Below are 20,129 nucleotides of genomic sequence, written 5' to 3'. Positions count from 1 at the left end.
CTGGTTTACATCAGTGCGCGGCGCTGCCAACGGGAGCTATCGACCCGGTGGACCCCAGACCCAGTTCTCCATTCCGAGACCGCGCACGATCGGGTCATGGTAGGCTATGCCCAACGCAATCGCACCCCATACAACAATGGCGGCGACCATCATGCGGTCTTTGAGGATGATCTCGGTTGGTCCCGCATAGATGCCCAATTCAGTGAGCATCGCGAAGCGGAAGACACCATAAACCACGATGGGCAGCGTGTAAAAGAGATACTCCTTGTGGAAGGGCGTGGGAGAACGCGAAGGCTCGACGGTGTAGAGCAGGAAAGTGACGATCGCAATTGCGGCGGAGACGGCGATCAGGTGCGTGAGGAGCTGCGGCGTGTAACGGACCAGTGTCTTGCGATGCTCGCCTGCGGCATCACCGTCGCCGATCATGGTCGATTCGCAGCGACGCTTACCGAATCCAAAGAAGAGGCAAATGGTGAAGACGCAGGCGACGAGCCATTCGGATGTGACCAGATCGACCGAAGCGGCGCCAGCCCAGGCGCGCATGACGAACCCTGACGCAAGAAGGATAACATCGAGGATGACTCGCTCCTTGAGAGCAAGGGAGTAAGCGATCATCGTGATCAGATAAAGGGCCAGGATGGCCGTTACCGTCAGGTTGACGAGAAGCGCGGTCAATGCGAACGCCGAAGCAGCAAGCGCACCAGCGAGGATCAAGGCGACCGTGGGTGAGATCGCTCCGCGCGCGATGGGTCGATGGCGCTTGGTGGGGTGACGTGCGTCAACTTCGCGATCAATCGTGTCGTTGAGCGCATAGATCGAGCTCGCCGCGAAGCAAAACGCCACAAATGCCACGCAGGCATTGAGGACGCCTTCAATTGAGGAGAGCTTCAGGCCGGCCGCGGGACCGGCAAACACGACGACATTCTTGACCCATTGCTGCGGGCGCAGCAGGGCGATCAGGTCGCGCGGCGTGGCCGACGACGTGCCCGATTCGATAGAGTCGGCCACCGGCACTTGTTCCCTGGCTCCTTCCTGGTCTCGCAGCAACACCTTCCAACCGTTTGCGGCTTCGTACTACTTCGGCCCGGATGTACCGGGAGTCAAGGGCTTGTCGTTCGCCAGGAAGTCCGCGAGGTACTGTCGGTCGGCGTCGTCGAGCCCGGAGAGACGCGCATCAAGCTCCCTGGCCTTGAGCAGGTGCTCCCGAGCAAGATCGATACGATTCGTTTCTGCCGCGACCTGGCCCAGATGGAAATGGGCGGCCGTTAATGTAGGCGACTGTCCTGCGATCTCTATTGCGTTATTCAGGTTGGTTTCAGCTCCTACGTAATCTCCTGCGGCCAGCAAGGCGGTTCCGTAGGTATCGAGCAACTCGCCCGTTTTCCGGCCTCCCGCAGCCAGGTATTCGCGGACCATATCTGCAGCCTCCTTCGGACGTTTGAGGTGGCGGACGTACAGCCATGCAAGGGCGTTAACGGGTTCGGGTGAGGCAGGCTCGAGTTGGCGCGCTTCCAGAAAGCGCGATTCCGCCGCGGCAAAGTCGTTCTGCTGGTACAGGCACAATCCCGCCCGATACATGGCATCGGCGGCCTGGTCGGGATGCTCACTTGCGATAACGAAAAGCATCCTGATTCCCAGATCCCGCATCCCCGCATCGCTTGGGTGGCTGCCGAGCATCTGAGCCGCGACAGCGAGGGACGAGACGTCGTCCGGATTCGATTGTTTCCTGGTCTCGGCGAGATCGCGGATGGCGACGTAGTCGCCCTGGCCGACCAAATGGTGCAGCAGGAACTGAAATGCCTCGGCGGATCCGTTCGACTCCTTCAAGGCATTCTCGAATTGCTGCCGGGCCTTCTCATGATTCCCTTGGGCGTCATACAGCCGCCCCACGGCGAGCATCTCGGCGACAGTGGGAGTACGTCCGGCGGATTGTTCCAGGAACGCAATGCCGCGGTCGGCCGCACCGGTTTGAATATACGCATCAGCCAATCGCGCCACGGCCTGGGGCATGCGCGGACGAAGCTCCAATACCCGGCGTAGCGTGGGAATCGTGCGATCAATCTGCCCTCGATAGCCATCCAGCTCCGCACGGAGGAGGAGCAGTTCAACATCCTCGGGCTGCCGGATCAAGCCGTTTTCGATGGTTGCGTCCGCCTGGATCAGTTTCCCCAGGCGCATCTGCACGGCCGCCAGAATGGCGTATGCCTGCGTGACCGACGGCTGCAACTCGATGGCACGGCTCAGGTGCTGCGCTGCTTCTTCAAGTCGCGGCGGCTCCGCACTGCCGGCGAGTCGTCCTGCAATGACCAGTGCCCGTGCGTCATTCGGATCTTCAGCGAGACGCCGTTCAACGATGGCCTCGGCTTCGGCGCGGTCCTTGGGGGATCCGCCCTGGGCCAAGGATTCCGCCCACGCGAGCGAGCTCTGCGGATCCTTCCCCGAGGCAAGCACGGCGCGTCGGGCGAAGTCGAGCCGGCGATCGCGGTCGCCGCGTGCTCCCCAAAACTCAGCGGCAGCCGCGAGGGTCGAAGGTGAATCCGGGGCAAGTTCCAGGGCCGCCGTGACCGCTGCTTCGGCATCCGTCGGCCGTTCGAGGAGTTCGAGAAAGCGAGCGAGAAGCAGGTACGACTCGGCGGTCCTGTTCTGATCGGCTGAGGTTCTCAGGAAGGACTCGGCTTCTTCCTGGCGGTTTTGCGCCACGAGGGCGCGGACCAGCGTCCATTGGAGCGACGTGGATTCTGCCTGCCCCTCCAATGCGGATCGCAGGATGGACTCGGCCCGATCGGGTTTGCCGGCGGCGATCAGTAAATCGCCGGTCAGTCCGACCCAGTCTGCATCGGTCCGGCCGGCGGCCAGAACCCGTTCGGCCACTTCGGCGGCAGCGGAGATCCTGCGCTCTCGAATAAGCTGTTCCGTACGCTGCTGGAGAACGTCGGGGTTACTGGGGAAGAGATTGACCAGCCTTGCCAGATGGCGGTCGGCTTCGTCAAACCGCCCGCGTTGCTTCAAGAGTGAAACGAGGCGGAGCCCGAGCGACCCGTCGGCCAATTCCGGCTGCCGCACGATGGCATCCTGAATGGACTCGATGGCATCGTCGATGCGTCCGAGGCGTTCCTGGGTCGTGGACAGCGCCGCCCGCGCTTCGACCCATTCGGGTCGTTCGGTCACACAGGCGGTCAGCAGATCCATCGCTTCCTGCGCTTCGTCGGTCGTCGAGCCGAAGCGCATCAGTGCGGAAGCGCGCTGGAAGCGCCACGTGAGTCCCCGTTCGCCCTCAATCGCACGTATCTGATCAATCCACTTCTCCGCGCCACCCAGCGAATCGGAAAGCTCCACGAGGCGGATGCGGGATGTCACGTCTTGCGGAATTAGCTTGGTCGCGGTCTCAAACCACTCGCGAGCGGTGTCCACGTGACCGGCTTGACGCTCATGATCGGCCAAAACCGAGGCCAATCGACCACGAATATCCGCGGGCAGTTCAGGGGTTCGCGCCAGATCAGCGGCGTCGTCAAGGTTGTCATCTGCGAGCAGTGCTCGGACCTTGAGCGTATATCCGTCCGGTGCGAACTCGGGCTCGGCGATCAGTCGGTCGGCGATGGGCCCGACACCGGTGCGTTCCCCGCGAGCCAACATGGATCGTCCGCGCGCGGACAGAATAATCAGTCCGGTTTCGGGATCGGTCTCACGCTGCCGGACCAAATTACTCGTTTCGCTGGGGAATTGGGCCAAGTCCAGGCAGCGGGCGAGAAGCCGAGCCGTCTGCGGTGTTGCTGGTGGACTTTTCGCAAATGCGACGAGTCGTTCGATCAGTGCCGCACGCTGGTCGGCCGGGCGGTCGGCGGCCGCCCAGTCGAGCAGATCAGCCGTGAGCTGCGCACCCTCTAGTTGTTGGAGCTCCTCGGGGCGGTCCGTATTGACACGTTCGAGAATGCTACGAGCCGTGTCGGTCTGGCCTTGTTGGAGTTCGAAGCGGGCTGCGGCCAGCCGGGCGGCGGCGCTGTCCGGTACGTGTGCCAGAAGCTGCTGGTAGTATTTTCGGGCCGATGCCACGGCGCCGGTGTTTCCATAGGCCAAGGCGAGAAGTTCGAGTGTCTTTGGATCGTCCCCGCGGCGGTGCCGCAGCTCCTCAAGTCCGGTTAGCGCTGCGTACGCCTGGTCCGTGGCGAGAGCCCGTCGAGCCCGGAGGGCATTGAGTCGATCGGTCAAGCGGACGGAGGGCTCCTTGACCTCGACGAGTTGCTGAATGCATTGGTCGGCCTGTTGAAGGTCCCCGGCGGTGAGAAAGAGCTCTCCGGCGCGGGCGACAAGGTCCATGTCGAATTCATCGCGAACCCGGGCGAGGAGGTCCTCGGCGGCTTTGCGCAGGACATCCGGCTTGTCGACCTGCGTGGCGTAGTCGGCCTGGAGAACGAGTATGCTGCGGTCCATGGGGAATTCGGACCGTGCCCGCTTGAGGAGTTCGTCCGCTTCGCTCAGGCGATCCTGGGCGATGAAAAAGACGATCGCAGGATAGAGCGTATCCAAATCGTTGGGGGCAAGTGTCAGTGCTTCGGTGAGATGACGCTCTGCGGCCGTATCATCTCCCTGCCCTTTGAAATAGCCGAACGCAGCCAGGTGAATGGCGGGAGCCTCAGGTGCCTGTTTCAACCCTTCGTCAAGCCATTTTCTTGCTGTGTCCGGATTGTTCAGCTCGACGGAGTACAGCGCAACGAGCAGCGGATAGAGTGCGGCGGCATCGGGGTGGTCTGCCACCGTTGATTCGAGGAGCATCGCGGCCTCGTCGTAACGCTTGAGTCCGCGGAGTGCGACGGCTTCCGCCTGCACGGCGTTGATGGAGTTCGGGGCACGCTTCCGCCAGTTGTTCGCCAGTGCCTGGGCCTCGGTGAACTCGCGCAGGCCCAGGAGGAGATCGGAGAGCTTCTTGCACGCGTCATCATTCTCGGGCTGGAGTTGATAGAGCTTCCGCAAAGCGGAGAGCGTTTCGCCGACGAGGCGCGGCGACTCCGACAGCTGATTCATCAAGAGATCGACGTAAGAAGCCATGGCCTCGATGTCGTCGGGCTTGCGATAGAGGTACTGCCGATAGGCGTTCCGTGCTTCGTCGAAGTTGTTCTGTTCGACGGCGGAACGGGCAGTCGCGAGCAGCTTTGTGGTGTTCTGTTGGCGGCGGTACTTGTAGAGTGAAAACGCGGCCGTGCCGGCGCCGCCGATGATGATTAGCGCAACGACCAGCCAGACGAAGATACGGAGTCCGCGGGACCGCGGACGACGGCGAACGGTCATGCCTGAAACCTCCCAAGGAACGGATGATCCGATCAATCGCCCGGCGCGGCGGAAGCAGACGGCTTATGGGCTTCCTTCTCGGTCTCCCGATCGCGCCGCCGGATCTGGAGTCGAATCGATTGGGCGCAAATGCCCTTCCGTGCAAGATGCTCCGCGAAGCGATCCAGCAGGCCGGGCCACATCATGGTCAACGGAGTATAAATAAGCAATTGAACATCCAGCCACAGCGACTGGTGCCGGGCGTACTCCACATCGTAGTAGATCCACTCCTGGAAATCGGAAGGAGCGTCGCCGCGAAGGCGGAGTACCTGCCAGAGACCTGTGATGCCCGGACGCATGGTCAGTCTTGTCCGGCGCCAACCGGGGCAGAGTTGATTCTCGCGGTCCGGGGAAGGCCGCGGTCCGACCAGGCTCATCTGCCCGATCAGTACGTTGAAGAGCTGCGGGAGCTCATCGATGTTGTAGCGGCGCAGCCAGCCGCCAATCGGCGTCAGCCGCGGATCATTGGCCATCTTGAACTGCGGTCCGTCAACCTCGTTCTTGGCCCGAAGCTCCGCCTGAAGCTCTGCGGCGTTGCGGACCATGGTGCGGAACTTCATGCAACGGAATTCGCGCCCGCCTCGCCCCTGTCGGACATCGGCGTAGAACACCGGCCCCCGTGACGTGCACTTCACGAGCAAAGCGACAAGCGCCAGCAGCGGCGAAAGGACAATCAACGAAAGGATGGAGAGCCCCAGGTCCATAGCGCGCTTGACAAATCGATAAGATGGATCGACGCGGCCGCGGGCGCCCAGCGTCAATGCACGGCCGGACCCGGGGGCGTGCTCCAACAAGGCCTGCACATTGGGAGCGGTATTAACCGTTTGTGGACGGCCGAACTTCAGCCAGGCCGTTGCGTCGTCATTGCCGAGACTGGCGAGCGTGACGGAGTTCTCCTCGATGGCTTCCGCGCCGTTCAGGCTTGATAATACGCCAGGGACGGAACACCACGCCGCGCGGCATGTCGATAAAAGCGCCGAGACACTGTCGAGCGACCATCCCTGGGTAAGGAGATGGCGAATGATACTGCCGGCCCGCTCTCCACGAGCGGCGACCAGGCATGCCGGGCCGAAGGAGACTTCGGTTGAAACGGGAGAATCGAAGTAGTGCCGCTCGACTTTGAGGACGCGACCCGTACCGTCGACGATCAGCGATTCCGGATAGTGGGCCGTCGAGACCGAACCGGGGGGGCCGAAGAATAGAGCGTCGTTTTCGCTCTCGTTGGCGGAGCGACCGGCCTCGTCCCAGTCGACGATCGGCATGGAGCCGCCGTTGATCAGCCAGATGGGACCTTGAGCAAGATCAATGTTCGGTTCGAGATCGCCCCGGTCGTTGAACCAGATCGGCGCGCCGGTCAGCAGGCGATCCGGCAGATATTTGGCAAGCTCCCGAGCGGCTTCGGGGAGCAGGAGTCGAACCGGTCCGACCGATCCGATCACCCAGCCCAGATACCATTCGAGCGGCCCCGCACTTTTCTCCGCAGTTGCGTTTGGACCAATAACGCCCGGCGGCGAAACGCGGCGAAGGTCCTCGGCTGAAAAGTGAATCAAGCAGGAGTTGGCCGGCAACGAGGAAATGGCGTTTGCCCCCGTAAGTTCAAGATCAGCATTGTCCGCCCACCGCGACCGAGCCTATTGGTGCGCTTCACCGTATGTGTAGTCGTAGCCATACCCGTAGCCGTATCCGGAACGGACACGGCGGGGATCAACGCCGTTGAGAATGGCGCCGACGACGCGCGCTCCGACGGCGGTAAGTCGCTCGCGCGCCACTTCCGCTTCTTCCCTTGCCGTTCGCCCGGCCCGAAGTACCAGGACGACCTCCTGCACCATGGTGGCCAGAACCAGTGCGTGGCTTCCGACGAGAATGGGCGGGGAGTCGACGATCACCTCGTCAAAGCGGCTCCACAAGCGCTTGAGGCGATTCTGGGTTTCGCGGTTGGTAAGGTGCTCACCGAAGGACTCGTCGATGGCACCGGAGGGCATGAGCGTCAGGTTGGGGAGTGAACCCGGGCAAAGGACATCGCCTTCAGTCGCCTCATTGGCGAGGAACTCGGCGAGTCCCGCGTGGTCGTCCAATTCGAGCTTACGGGTCAGGCCGCGGCGGTAGTTGTCACCGTCGATGAGCAGAACGCGCCGGCCTGTGACGGCCACACTGCGAGAGAGGTTGATTGCGATAGAGGATTTTCCGCTGCCCGGTGCCGGGCTGGTGATGAGGCGGCTGTGGCCTTCGGCCTGGCCGGTTCCCGTGGCGAGCAGTGCCGTGGATATTCCGCGAACCGGATCCTGCAAGCTCTTGTCGAGGGCGAGCGGCGTTCCGTTGGCGCCCTGGACCTGGTGAACGCTGCCAAGTACGCGGACACCGATCTGCGCAGAGACCTGATCGGGCGTCCGCAGGCGCGTGTCCAGTCGATGGCGCAGGAATGCGATCCCGCAGCCGAAAAGGAGGCTCGCGGCAAAGGCGACCGCGGCGAACTTGGGACGCTCGTCAATATTGGGTAGGGCGGGCGGACTTGCCTGCGATTTGCGCGTCACGCGCGGGATGCGACGCTGCTCCACGTTGACCGAGTAGATCTTGTTCTTGACCTGCGTGAGCATCGTCTCGACCTGGTCACGCTCGTGCCGAAGGTCCTCGGCGTTGATGTGCTGCCGAACGGCAGCGAGGCGCTCAGAGTCGAGTCCGGCCAGGGCATTCTGGACCATTTCCTCCTGGATCTCCGCGGCGCGAATTTGGGAAAGAAGCGTCCGTTCCTGATCGCGGAGGAACTCATTCCGAAGCTCCTGGCGCCGCTCTTCGATTCCGGTTTCCAGCCCCTCGATCCGCTTGGGTCGCATGCGGACTTCCGGGTGATTTGCTCCGCGGCCCAGCGCCTCGTCCATGTACGCGTCGGTTCGCAGGCGCCGCAGCTCCTCCTTGAGGGTCAGCAGTTGCGGATCGCGGGCGGTATACGCCTCGAAGTCCGCGAAGTCGACACGGCCGAAGTCGCCGGATTCGCGCGCCTTGCGGAGGGCATCGAGTCGCGCCTGGGCGACGGACTTATCCGTTCGGGCGGCGGTGAGCATCTGGCGGAAGACGGCGACGGACTGATCGGCCGGAACTCCCGCGCCGTCCGCCAGGATGATCCCGGCGTCCTGCGCCAGGTTACGCAGGCTCTCGCCAAGAGCGCGGAGCTTGGCTTCCAGCGCTGCCTGTTCCTGGCGCAATGAACTGAGTACAAGCTCATCGTTGCTGCGGCGGTTGTCCTCTTCGTGGCGGAGGAATGTCGAAACAATGCTGTTGACGACGGCGGCGAGGGTCGCCGGTTTTTGCCCGGTCATGGCGATGCGCAAGAGCTCGGTGCCGGGAAGGCGCGTCACTTCGAGGCGGTCGAGCACCGCTTCTACCGCATCTCCTGAATCCACCAGTGGCGGAAGCGCCTGAACCGCCGGCTCCTGCAATGCCTCGAGGATCAAGTCGGGGCCCAACAGAATGCCTCGCAGCGTCGCAACGTAGGTATTGTAATTGCGGGAGATGTCGACGTTGATGTCGCCCTGGAGAATGGGCGGCGTCACGGGGGCGATGTGGATCACGGACGAGACAAGGTACTTGGGTTTGACCAGGAACCAGACCGCCGACAACGAAGCCACAAGGGCGAGCAGCGTAAAAATCAGGGCCGTACCCCAGCGGGCACAGACCGCGGTGACGAGGTTGTCGCCGTGGTGCTCGGCAGGCTTCGATACCGGCAGGCCGAGCGCCTGGTTCTGTTCTGCGAGAACGATGTCCTTAGGGGTACTCATGCGTTCCTATCTGGCTGGGCCGAATTCCTGTGCCTCCGTCATTCCACTCCGCGCGGCAATCGCTCGGCGAGGAGCGGAAGAGCCAGTTCCATGAATTCTAGAATATCGGCATCCGCGGCATCCCATTCGTCCGCTCTTGGGACGGCGCTGACGTGAACCTGCGCCAGAAAGTGCCCGCCGTCCGGCAGCAGGTATCCCGGTCTGTGCCAGAAAACGCCTCGGGACGAGGGCTGATATTGGCCGCTGACCACCGCAACGAAACCCACCGCAATACGGCGAATGCCCTCGGGCTCGGTCCGAACAAATCGAAAGAAGCCCGCCCGGACGGTCTGCCCGTCCCCTACATTGACGCCCGGGATCGGCTTCTCTTCGGCAGGGCTGTCAATCTTCCAGCCCGCAGCCGGGTAACAGACTTCGGGACCGTGTCCGGTCCCGATATTCTCCCTCCCCCAGTACCCGATGTACAGCAAGACTCGTTTTCCGGTGGTCGGGTTCACATATTCCCGCTGGATGTAGGTATCGACACCGGCTGTTTGCATGACGTCCGCCCGCAGGGGGATGTCGCGCCCGCGGTAGCCGCCGATGTCCATGGGAATGGTCTCCAGGGGTGCCAAGGGCGGTGTGTAGGCGGCCGCGGCGGCGGCGCGGCTGGAACGTGCCCACCGGCTCGCTCCTCCGACAACGGCGAGCAGCAGCAACAGGACAGCAATGACCTGAATGGGTCGCGCCTTTTCCATTGCAGGGTATCGCAGAGACTTGATCGGTTTCGGCCGTACTCGGACGAATGTCCTTTATCGGACGGATGCAACCGAAGGGCTCGGTGTTCCGCGGTCCACGGCGAACCGCTCTCCTAAGGAATCGGCCAAGTTCTGTAGCAGCCGAAGTTCCAGCAACACGAGACCGACCGCAAGAGGCATCATGAGCAATCCGGCGCCGTCGTGGAAAATTCCCTCGGCGAGCCATGCTTGTCCCGCCCGATAAAGCAGGGCCGTCAACACAATGCGAACGATGTTGCAGCCCAAAGCGATGGGAAGACTGGACAAGAAAATAACCACGCGCTGCCAGGTTGCCCGGGGAATCACAGAAGCCACGACACCTGTTACAAGGATGAAAGCGATCGCCATGCGCAGTCCATTGCAGGCCTCGGCCACGGCGACCCGATGTCCGGACACTTCGAGGACGTTTCCGAAACGCTCCACCGGGATCCCTCCGATCTCGAGCATCGTGGCCGATACCTGGGCGCCCAAGGTCTGAAGCGGAAGCATGACAGCATCATGGACCCGCGAAGGCAGAGGCAGCATGAGAAGCAGAAACACCATCGGGTACCAGACCTTGCGGTAGACGGGCCAGCCCAAGAGCAGCAGGGCCGCGGCATTCGCACAAACGACGATGCCAAGGTTCGAGAGTGACGCGAACAGGTAATGCGCGCCGGCGAGATTCAGCACCATGCCGGCAAGGAACAGTAGAATGCCGATGGCGCTGAGGCTGGGACGTGCGGCCCGCAAGTGGTTGCGTTGCAGGTAGAGCATGTAGGCCGCCGCGAAGGGCACAAGTTGTCCCGCGCTGTAATTGGCATCGTGCTGCCAGACATTCCAGAGAACCTGGAGATTAGGCCAAAACGCCCAAAGGAAGGCTGCACCGATGACCAGGCCGACACTTGCAAATGCAGAAGCCGAAACGGGCTCGGCGGCTGGGGCCGGCCCTGATGCGAATGCGGTCGATCGTGGGACTTCCGGCACGGTCGCCAAATTCAGTCGAGAACAAGACGCGCAAGCGATTGTCTCCGGCGGAGCGGCCGGCACGATGGCATCGGTGAGTCGCGTACCCGCAGCGACGGTGGTGCCTGCCGGGAGGACAGCTCTTACGGCCCAGGCGCCGGATTCCAGTCGGCAGTGTTCACCGATCAGGGTCGGACCGATGACGACTGAACCGGGACCAATGACGGCGCGATGGCCGATGATCGCCGGTCCAACAATTCTCGCATCGGGCGCAATATCCACGTCGTCGCCACACCAGATACCGGGAGCAAGACTCCGGTAGCCGGTAGCCTCGAGGCTGTCGCATGTGAGCGAACGCGTCAGCGCATGGAGATAGGTCGGCCAGTCCGAAACCTGGTGGCTCTGATTCCGGAGCGCGATCGCGCCGACACGTTTCCCCGCGGCGATCAGTGCAGGAATCAACTGTTCTTTGATGTCCTGATATCCCGCGCTTCGAATGTGCTCGAGTGCGGAAGGATCCAGGCAGAAAAGGCCGGCCGGACGCAACCGTGACTGGGCGCAGCCGTCCGCCCGGACCTGATGCGGAATGCAGGAGATAGAAAGCGCATTGCCATCAGATCGATGGCTCTCGATCATGGACTCAATATCATCTTCCAGCCAGATGGAACCACCCACGACCAGAATGGGTCGACCGGTGAGATGCGGTGCACACGCTTTGACGCAACCGGCCGTACCCAGCGGCATGTTGTCTTCCACCAGGCGAACCGGATGTTCCACGGAATCGTAACGGCGGACAACCGCGTCAAGGACGTCGAGATGTCCGTTTGAGCAGACGGATATGGAACCGGTGCAAGACGCAGTCACCTTGGCCATGACGTCATCGATGAGCACGCGACCCGGCAGCGGCAACGCGCAGCGCGGACGTTCGCAGGTCCAGGCGTCATCCAGACCAACGCTGCCGGCAAGGACAATCACGTCGGCGTCGATCCTGCGATTGACAGACCTGGTCCTTGCTGCGAACGTGGATTGAGTACGTTGTGGGCGTGACAAGCTTCTTCCCCCCTCGCCATGCAGAACCGCGCCCGACTTCAACCCGAGTAGCAGATTGGAATGAGCAGCGGTCTGACCCGGCTCTCGCCACCCGGTATCAGAGTTTACGCGGGCGGTTGCCGGTGTCAATCTTTCGTATGTAAAGACTCGGACAAGAACCCCATGCTCCAGCGAGTGGCGCTCAACAGAGTGGCTGCAATCTCTGATTATCGGAGCATCTACGAGGTCCGGGAGTTACCGGGCGTTCTCCCGTTTCTGGGGGCTAAGGTGATCCTGAGGTCGGCGAGGCCCGAGCGGCGATGTCCCGTCGGTATTGCATGCCGTCGAAGTGAATGCGCTCGGCGGCGGCATAGGCCCGCTCTTGCGCTTCAGCAACGTCACGCCCGATGCCGGTCAGGCACATGACACGCCCTCCGGCGGTCAAGGTCAGATGTTCGAGGGTACGAGTTGCCGCGTGAAACACGTGAACGCCGGGCATGTTTTCCACGTCATCGAGTCCTTCGATGACCTTTCCAGTTTCGGATTTAACGGGATAGCCGGCCGAGGCCAGTACGACGCCGACTGCACATTGGCTCGACCAGCGCATGTCGATTTCGCTGAGTCGCCCGTCCACCACGGCCTCGAATGCATCGAGCCAGTCTGAGCAGAGGCGAGGCAACAGCACCTGCGCCTCGGGATCGCCGAATCGGCAATTGAACTCGAGCACTTTCGGCCCAGCCGCCGTGATCATGAGCCCGGCATAGAGAATGCCTTGGTAGGGCGCGTCGTCGTTATTCAAGGCGTCCACGATGGGGACGAGTACGTCGCGTTCCACGCGAGCCAGGAGGTCCGGCGTGGCGGTCGGTGGGGGACTGTAAGCTCCCATTCCTCCGGTGTTGGGGCCTGTGTCGCCGTCGAGCAAGGCCTTGTGATCCTGGGCGCATTCAAGCATGTAAATCGTGCGCCCATCGACCAGCGCAAAGACGGAGAGCTCTTCGCCCTTGAGCAACTCTTCGACGACGACGGTATCGCCGGCCGATCCGAAGGCGCGCTCGGCCATTACGTGTTCCAGCGCCAAGATGGCGTCGGCGGGATCGGGGCAGACAATGACCCCCTTGCCGGCGGCGAGTCCGGATGCCTTGACCACAAGGCCGGTATCGCGAGAAGCAGCATAGGTCTTGGCTTCCTCCAGTCGCTGAAAGATCCGAGCTTCGGCAGTTGGGACGAGCGCGGCCTTCATCAGGCGTTTGGCGTATGCCTTGTCCCCTTCGATGCGGGCCGCAGCGGCAGTGGGACCGAAGATCCGCAGACCGGCGCGACGGAAACAATCGACGACACCGCCACACAGGGGAGCCTCGGGGCCAACAACGGTCAGGTCGATCTGCTCGTCCTGTGCGAACCGCACAAGCCCATTGAAATCATCCAATTCGATGGCGACATTCTGGCCGATGGCGGCAGTGCCTGCGTTGCCGGGAGCGCAGAAGATGCGCGGGCGCCGTGGAGATTGGGCCAGGGAGACTGCAAGTGCATGTTCGCGGCCGCCGCCGCCGATGATGAGGATCTTCATTTCTCTGTTCCGGTTGAACTTACCTTAAGTGCGTACGGTGCGGATTCTACCAGAATCCCGCCGAAGAGGCGGATCGAGAACCCGCTTGCCGTTGGTCTCTGCCGGGCGGTCTGTGGGTGCAAACCGATGCCCTCAGCGGGCGTTTCTCGGGTGCTTGTCGGCCGGCGTATTGCGTTCAGTTACTTCGCCTCGTCTCAACCCGAAGGCGGTTGTAATCCGCCCTTCGTCCTGCGATGTTGTCAGCTTCATGCCGATTCTCCCGGCGCTTCTTGGTCTTGATTCTCGCGGTCGGCCCGAGGTGCAGGAAGGCGTTGACGGATCGTAAAGATCGGGTTAGGCTCGTCGAACGATTGCGGGGTAGAGCAGTTGGCAGCTCGTCGGGCTCATAACCCGGAGGTCGCAGGTTCGAGTCCTGCCCCCGCTAGTTGGCGGTCGAAAGCGAAACCCGCCGACCCAGGGGTTAAGAAACGACGCCGGCGCGGAGACGTGCCGGCGTTTTCGTTTCTATCGCCCTTTCTCGCAAGGGTTTACCAAGCGCCTCGCATCGCGCGTCGGGTCGAGAGACGCCGCCGCGCGACAGCGCCAAGGCGGCACCGTTGCCCGTTGCGCCCGCGAAGAGCCGAGAGTCTCGGAGTCTCTCGTCACTGCCGACCCCGGGGTTATAGCAGGTTGTCGGATTCGCTTTGGGGATCCCGACGCCAGCGCACGGACGGTTGGCTCAGCGGACACAAATGATGTCGCCCACGAATCGACAACCGGGTGCCAGAGAGACGTCAGCGGAAACCGAAAAGTGCTGATCCGGCACCCGTGAATCCAATCCCTACGGCAGCAAGGCCGCCATCAGCGGCGGCGTCGGACACAGCGCCGGCGACGGGGGCGTCGGTGCATGAATCGTCGTCGGCACCTGCGGATAGGCGTACGGATAGAACTCCTTGCCCGATCCCACACCGAACGCGTTCACAATACGCAGAACGTCCGGGCCGATCGTTACGCGGTCGGTCGGTTCGGGATTCACGTCCGTCCAAGTAAAGTGCGGGGCGGTCGCGAAGGACGTTGCCGCCTGATATACGGCGAAGACGTCAAAACCGCTGATACTGCGATCCGGCGGCGTCCAGGAACCCGGTGGTGTTGGCGGCGTCGTGCTGCCGTTTCCTGCGACGGAGAACGGACCCACCAGATCGCCCCACAACCGGGCGTTGAACAGCGTCGGCCGAGCCGCGGTGAACACCGGAATCGCGGGAGAGAAACAGACGCCGTCCGACGTCGCCTCAACCTCGTACCTCCGTCCGAGCGCCGCGTCGACATCGCCCGGCGCGATAAGACATCCGCCGACGTGGATTTGCGGCAAACTCGTCCAGTCGAACAAAGGCGGGTTAACGTCGGACACCAGGAAGGTGAGGCCCTGCCCCAGAACGCTCGCCGGCAAAGTCCGCGGTGTGCTGATGAAATACGCCTGGCCCGAACCCACATCCCTCACGCGAAAGGCGTGGTTGACGTGGCTTGTATCCGGCGCGAACGAAATGTAGCGCTGCTTTGACACACCATGCGGGTACGTGTCCAATTGCTGCGGTGGATTGACCCCGGACACATTGATGATCGCGCGGATGACCCAATCGCCGGTAACACCCTGAGAGCAGGCGTCCGTCCACAATTGCTGGGAAATGGAGAAGATAGAGTTGGCTCCCGTCTGGCATCCGTCGTTGTCGTAGGACACGCTCGGGGCAGACGCCTGGCCCGAGTTGGAACTGAGGAACTGGAGTTCGATGGCGAGCGCCTGTCCCTGCGAAACGGGCACGCGAAGTGGCGTTGTTTGGGCTTGGTCTAGGTAGCGGAATTCGTTGAACATACCATCCGAAAGGCGAGCAAACGTGATCGTCGCCAGCACATCCTGCGGCTCAGGAAACGACTCAGGATCCGTCGAGCCGTTGTGAACACGAATCGCATCTACGGACCTGTCCGTGGCACCGCCAACCTGTGATTTCCAGAGCACTTGAACGGCTACGAGCTCTCCCGCGACTGGCGCCGTCAGCCATGCGGCCACGCTATCGCCGGCCAGAAAACACGGGCACGGTGTTGCCCCTGAGCCGTCAGTTGCGGAGTCGTTCTTGACGACGACTTCGCAGGCATGCGTTGTGCGGCAGAAAAGGGCAAGTGCTGAGACGACAATGATTCCGCATACGACTGCATTTCGGCGCATGGTAGTACCTCCCTTTAAGACTTGACCCATAATGGGGGAGAGTGAGGCGACGCAAATGCCGGCCCGAATCCAGCATCTACTGCAGCCCCCACTTTACAAGTTGGCCCCAGGCTACGCAAGGCGCGTGACGCGGGCTCAGGGATGTGCTTATCGGTTTCTCTCTCCGTTGGTTTCGCGGCCGACCTAGCGGTTAACCAGCCAACGCCCGGAGACGCGCCGGCGTTTTTGTTTCTGTCGGCCCTTCTCGCAACGGTTTACCAACCAACCCGCGTCGCGCCGTTCGTCGAGAGACGTCGCCGCGCGACAGCGCCGAGCCGGCATCGCCGCTCTTGCGCCAGCGTGCAGCCAAGAGTCTCGGAGTTTCTGGTGAGTGCCGACCCGTGGGTTATAGTTAGTTGTTGTGTTCGCGGGAACGAACGAATCCATCCTCAAACAATTCGCAACGATTACCGCCACGGTCGCCTGGCGGAGGGCCCGTATGCTCTCGATCAATCTGATCGGAGTCCAGCGAAATCAAGCAGCGCAACGCGCTTTCGAGCACCATCAGCCGCGATATCGATGCTCATCCGATTTGGGTCGTCGAAGAAGACCTCCGACACCGCTCGGTCCAGAATCATCGACGCGACCGTTCGGCGTTCGTGCTCAAACGAATTATCGTCCCTATCGATGAATGGTGATTCAACATAGAACAGACGCTTGCTTTCGCCAGGATACGGCGTATTGCCGGATTCATTGAAGAGCGCCGCAAAATACTGAGTTGCGGCATAGTCCTGCCTGGGCTGGCGTGGCCCGATGATAAGCACGCGCAGCCGTTTCCACTCTTCGTCAGTCAGCTTCTTCCGAAACGTCTGCATCGCCGAATGAAGTGATTCAACCTGCGCTTCGCCCGCCCGATCCGCAAGAGCCATCATTGGAGATTGGACTCTATTTCGATAGTCAGCAAAGGACTTGGTTGTGATGATCGAGTCCTCAGTCAACTCCTCCAAGAATTCACTGCTCACGAGAAGGAGAGCCTCTTGCCAGGCAATCTCGTCGGGTGTGAACCGGTAGTCGCCGAGATCCTTCCTTGCGGAAACGATCAGCTGCCGATACGCCTGCAATTCTTGTGCTTTGCGTGGCCCAAGCGGCACGCCGAAGCTTCCCTGGAGCTTCAGGAACACTACAAGTGGGACGTGCGCGGTCCGGTGCAGCAGGTGGTACTTTTGCGGAATTCCCTTCGCCTTTTCGACCACCGTACGATTTTTGATTAGCCAAACATCACTAAACCGAACGACAACAAGCGGTGATAACGACTCATCGACTCGGTCTCTGGCTACATCGTACGTTGGGCGGAATATCGATTTGAGCGCCACAAGCGGCCGACCCGCCTGTGGGGCCGAAGGGGTGTGACAGCCCGTCAATGTGAACAAGAGGGGCAGCAACCACGCACCGACAAGACTTGTTCGCCCCAGGGACCGCGTGACTCGTTTCCCGCTTTTTGGGGCCAGCCTAATTAAGCATTGCATGGGGTTTCTCCCGACTGTCGGACACACGCGTAGGCTGATGTCACTGAATGGGACTCCGGTCGAGCGCCATTATGACCCGATTTCGATCCAAAGTGCAATTCAATTGGCGTCCGAGCGAGATAATGCGGACGCAGCATCAACACTTGGCATAAGTAACGGGTATGCGGCGGCGCGTTGGCATCGTGCGATCGCGCCCTACCGCGTGGAGCCCGTTATGCCAAAGCAGCGCGCGGACGAACATCTCTCTCCTGGCGACCGACGGCGCGAGGTCGCATCGATCCTCGCCAAGGGCGTTGTCCGGTGGCACCGGACGGCCAGAACCACGGGCAATCTCGATGCTCAAGAATCCTCGCCTCGCGGCGAGATCGCCCTTGAGCTTTCCCGCGAAACGAGGCTCAGTGTGGTCAACGGTACCCGCGGGTTAGGTCCGCGGGGCGATGGAGACGGAACATGAGCCTGAACATAAGGAAGGAGGTCGCGACGCTGGAGGCGATGACGGTCGGACAACTCCAGGAGCGATACGTCGAGGTCTTTGGCGAACCGGTCCGCAGCCGGCACAAGCAGTACCTGATCCGGCGGATCGCGTGGCGGCTCCAGGCCAACGCCGAAGGCGGGTTGTCGGAGCGGGCGATTCGGCGGGCCGAGGAACTGGCTAATGTCGCGGACGTCCGCGTGACGCCGCCGCGGCCAAAGCAGAAGACGGCGAGTTCAAAGCCCGTCGCAATCACCTCCGTACCCGTCGTACTGACCACCGACCCACGCCTGCCGCCAATTGGCTCGCAGATCACGCGGAAGTACAAGGGTCGGACGATTGCCGTTACGGCGCTGGCCGACGGCTTCGAGTACCTCGGCGACCGCTATCGCTCGCTGACTGCGGTCGCGAAGGCGATCACCGGTTCGCACATCAATGGGTTTCGGTTCTTCGGCCTGGAGGGCAAGGCGTGACCAGCGCGACCGCAACGCGTGAACCTGCCCACCGCCGCAAGAGCCAACCGGACAAGGCGGCCACAGTCGCGAAAGTGCGATGCGCCATCTACACTCGCAAGAGCAGCGACGAGGGGCTTCAACAGGAGTTCAACTCGCTCGACGCGCAGCGCGAAGCGGCCGAGGCGTATATCGCCAGCCAAAAGGCCGAGGGATGGGTCTGCCTGCCGGATCGTTACGACGACGGCGGTTTCACGGGGGGTAATACGGAACGCCCCGCGCTGAAGCGACTGCTGGCCGATATCGAAGCGGGCAGAGTTGACACGGTGGTCGTCTACAAGATCGACCGATTCAGCCGGTCGCTCGCCGACTTCATGCGGATGATGACCGTGTTCGAGAAACACGGAGTCGCGTTCGTCAGTGTCACGCAGGCGTTTGATACCAGCAGCTCGATGGGCCGATTGACGCTCAATATCCTGTTGTCGTTCGCCCAGTTCGAGCGCGAAATCATCGGCGAACGCATTCGCGACAAGATCGCCGCGTCACGCCAGCGCGGCAAATGGACGGGTGGTACGCCGATCCTCGGGTTTGACGTGGACCGGTCCAGCGGAAGCCCCAAGCTCGTTGTCAACCCCGTCGAGGCCTCGTTCGTGCGGCAGATCTTCGAGTTGTACGTCGAGTGCGGCACGTTGTTGGCCACGGCGGCGGAGCTGGAGCGACGGGGCTGGCGAACCAAAGTGTGGAAGACGCGAAGTGGCGCGGAGCGCGGGGGGTTCCCGTTCGATAAGTGCCGCCTGCACGTCCTGTTGACCAACGTCCTGTACGTCGGCCGGGTACGCCACAAGAAGGACATCTTTCCGGGTGAGCACGAGGCAATCGTACCGAAGGACCTTTTCGACAAGGTGCAGAGGCTCCTGGCCAGGAATCGCAACATCGGATGTGCGGAGCTTCGCAATCGTCACGGGGCGCTGCTTCGGGGTTTGCTGCACTGCAAGGCCTGTGGGCGAGCGATGGTCCACACCTTCACCACGCGGGGGAGCAAACGCTACCGCTACTACACCTGCACGGACGCCATCAAGCGGGGACGGCGGAAATGTCCCGTGGGTTCGCTGCCAGCCGGAGAAATCGAACGGGCCGTGGTGGAACAGATTCGGTGCGTCGCCGACGACCCTGAACTGCGAGCCGAGACTCTGGCGCAGGCAACGGCTGACACAAAGACGCGCGTCGGGCGACTGGAGGAAGAACGGCGGATGCTTCAGAAGGGACTGAAACGCCACCACGCCGAGTTGCGGCGCATGGCTTCCGCTGCTGCCGACACCGACCCGGAACTCATTTCCAATTTGGCGGATCAGATTGCCGACGTGGAACGGCGATTGGCCGAAATTGATGCTCAGATCAGGGAGCTTCAAGACGCAGCGGTGACCGAATCCGACGTCGCCGCCGCGTTCGCCGACTTCGAAGGCCTGTGGTCCGCTCTGACACCGCGCGAGCAAGTCCGCGTGATCAACCTGCTCGTTCAACGAGTCGATTTCGATGCCGCGGACAGCACGATTGAGATTGCGTTTCACGACGCCGGGATTCGAGCGTTGGCGAATGGTGCCGACCGAAATGGCAGTGACGAGACTACGTCCTACCCGCCGTCCAAGCATACTACCAAGCCCAATCCACGGGAGGCCGCCGCGTGATTATGGTCAAACGAAAGGTCGCGATCGTACGCCGTGGCCGCGGGCGAAAGACATTCGTCGACACGCCGCGTCCTGCCAGGAAGGTTTCCCCTGGCCGCATTCCGCGGATTTCCCGCCTCATGGCCCTTGCAATCCACTTCGATCGGCTCATTCGAGAAGGCAAGGTCTCCGACCTGTCCGAGCTGGCCCGCCTGGCCCACGTCACCCAACCCCGGATGACGCAGATCATGAACCTCAACCTCCTCGCGCCGGACATCCAGGAGGCGCTGCTCGTCCTGCCAGCAGTCGCACAGGGTCGCGACCCGCTCCACGAGCGGAAGTTGAGACCGATCACTGCCGAAACTGACTGGAGGCAACAACGTGTGAAGTGGACACAAATCAAAACGCACGCCTACGCTTTGTGAGCAAG

General features: G+C 62.0%; 13 protein-coding genes and 1 tRNA gene. 5 read left to right on the top strand and 9 right to left on the bottom strand.

Annotated elements, in window-relative coordinates; genetic code table 11:
* Nucleotides 1-36: 36 nt before the first annotated feature.
* The 7 genes from J5J06_01420 to purD form a co-directional block, all read right to left on the bottom strand.
* Nucleotides 37-1,008: a decaprenyl-phosphate phosphoribosyltransferase gene (locus J5J06_01420; GenBank protein MCO6435729.1), complete on the bottom strand. Its 972-nt coding sequence runs from the start codon at nt 1,006-1,008 to the stop codon at nt 37-39.
* Between the two features lie 66 nt (nt 1,009-1,074).
* Nucleotides 1,075-5,283, bottom strand: a complete 4,209-nt coding sequence (locus J5J06_01415) for a tetratricopeptide repeat protein (protein ID MCO6435728.1) — start codon at nt 5,281-5,283, stop codon at nt 1,075-1,077.
* Between the two features lie 32 nt (nt 5,284-5,315).
* Complete coding sequence (locus J5J06_01410) at nt 5,316-6,026, bottom strand: sugar transferase (GenBank protein ID MCO6435727.1); 711 nt, start codon at nt 6,024-6,026, stop codon at nt 5,316-5,318.
* 927 nt (nt 6,027-6,953) lie between these two features.
* Nucleotides 6,954-9,095, bottom strand: coding sequence for a polysaccharide biosynthesis tyrosine autokinase (locus tag J5J06_01405; protein MCO6435726.1), 2,142 nt, complete (start codon nt 9,093-9,095; stop codon nt 6,954-6,956).
* 38 nt (nt 9,096-9,133) lie between these two features.
* Nucleotides 9,134-9,832, bottom strand: a complete 699-nt coding sequence (locus J5J06_01400) for an exosortase-associated EpsI family protein (protein ID MCO6435725.1) — start codon at nt 9,830-9,832, stop codon at nt 9,134-9,136.
* Nucleotides 9,833-9,886: 54 nt separating this feature from the next.
* Nucleotides 9,887-11,788, bottom strand: coding sequence for an exosortase (gene xrt, locus J5J06_01395; protein MCO6435724.1), 1,902 nt, complete (start codon nt 11,786-11,788; stop codon nt 9,887-9,889).
* Between the two features lie 337 nt (nt 11,789-12,125).
* The gene (purD, locus tag J5J06_01390; GenBank protein ID MCO6435723.1) at nt 12,126-13,409 is read right to left on the bottom strand and encodes a phosphoribosylamine--glycine ligase; all 1,284 of its coding nucleotides are present in this window, start codon (nt 13,407-13,409) and stop codon (nt 12,126-12,128) included.
* 351 nt (nt 13,410-13,760) lie between these two features.
* Here purD and J5J06_01385 point away from each other — a divergent pair.
* Nucleotides 13,761-13,833, top strand: a tRNA-Met gene (locus J5J06_01385).
* Between the two features lie 396 nt (nt 13,834-14,229).
* On the opposite strand, the gene J5J06_01380 is transcribed toward J5J06_01385, so the two are convergent.
* Both J5J06_01380 and J5J06_01375 read right to left on the bottom strand, forming a co-directional pair.
* On the bottom strand, nt 14,230-15,606 hold the full coding sequence (locus J5J06_01380; GenBank protein MCO6435722.1) for a hypothetical protein: 1,377 nt from the start codon (nt 15,604-15,606) through the stop codon (nt 14,230-14,232).
* Between the two features lie 488 nt (nt 15,607-16,094).
* Nucleotides 16,095-16,838 carry a hypothetical protein gene (locus tag J5J06_01375; GenBank protein ID MCO6435721.1) on the bottom strand — a complete coding sequence of 248 codons (744 nt, stop codon included), beginning with the start codon at nt 16,836-16,838 and terminating at the stop codon, nt 16,095-16,097.
* Between the two features lie 487 nt (nt 16,839-17,325).
* On the opposite strand from J5J06_01375, the gene J5J06_01370 reads away from it, so the two are divergent.
* The 4 genes from J5J06_01370 (at nt 17,326) to J5J06_01355 (ending at nt 20,124) form a co-directional block, all read left to right on the top strand.
* On the top strand, nt 17,326-17,565 hold the full coding sequence (locus J5J06_01370) for a hypothetical protein (GenBank protein MCO6435720.1): 240 nt from the start codon (nt 17,326-17,328) through the stop codon (nt 17,563-17,565).
* Nucleotides 17,562-18,056 (top strand): DUF2924 domain-containing protein, encoded by a 495-nt coding sequence (locus J5J06_01365; protein MCO6435719.1) that lies wholly within the window; start codon nt 17,562-17,564, stop codon nt 18,054-18,056. The genes J5J06_01370 and J5J06_01365 overlap by 4 nt, the downstream gene beginning before the upstream one ends.
* A gap of 74 nt (nt 18,057-18,130) precedes the next feature.
* Nucleotides 18,131-19,720 (top strand): recombinase family protein, encoded by a 1,590-nt coding sequence (locus J5J06_01360; protein ID MCO6435718.1) that lies wholly within the window; start codon nt 18,131-18,133, stop codon nt 19,718-19,720.
* A gap of 2 nt (nt 19,721-19,722) precedes the next feature.
* Nucleotides 19,723-20,124 (top strand): hypothetical protein, encoded by a 402-nt coding sequence (locus J5J06_01355; protein MCO6435717.1) that lies wholly within the window; start codon nt 19,723-19,725, stop codon nt 20,122-20,124.
* Nucleotides 20,125-20,129 lie beyond the last annotated feature (5 nt).

Source organism: Phycisphaerae bacterium, from assembly GCA_024102815.1.
Classification (GTDB): Bacteria; Planctomycetota; Phycisphaerae; order UBA1845; family UBA1845; genus JAGFJJ01.
Note: the sequence above shows the minus strand (reverse complement) of the source record. Positions and strands in the feature narration are given on the sequence as shown.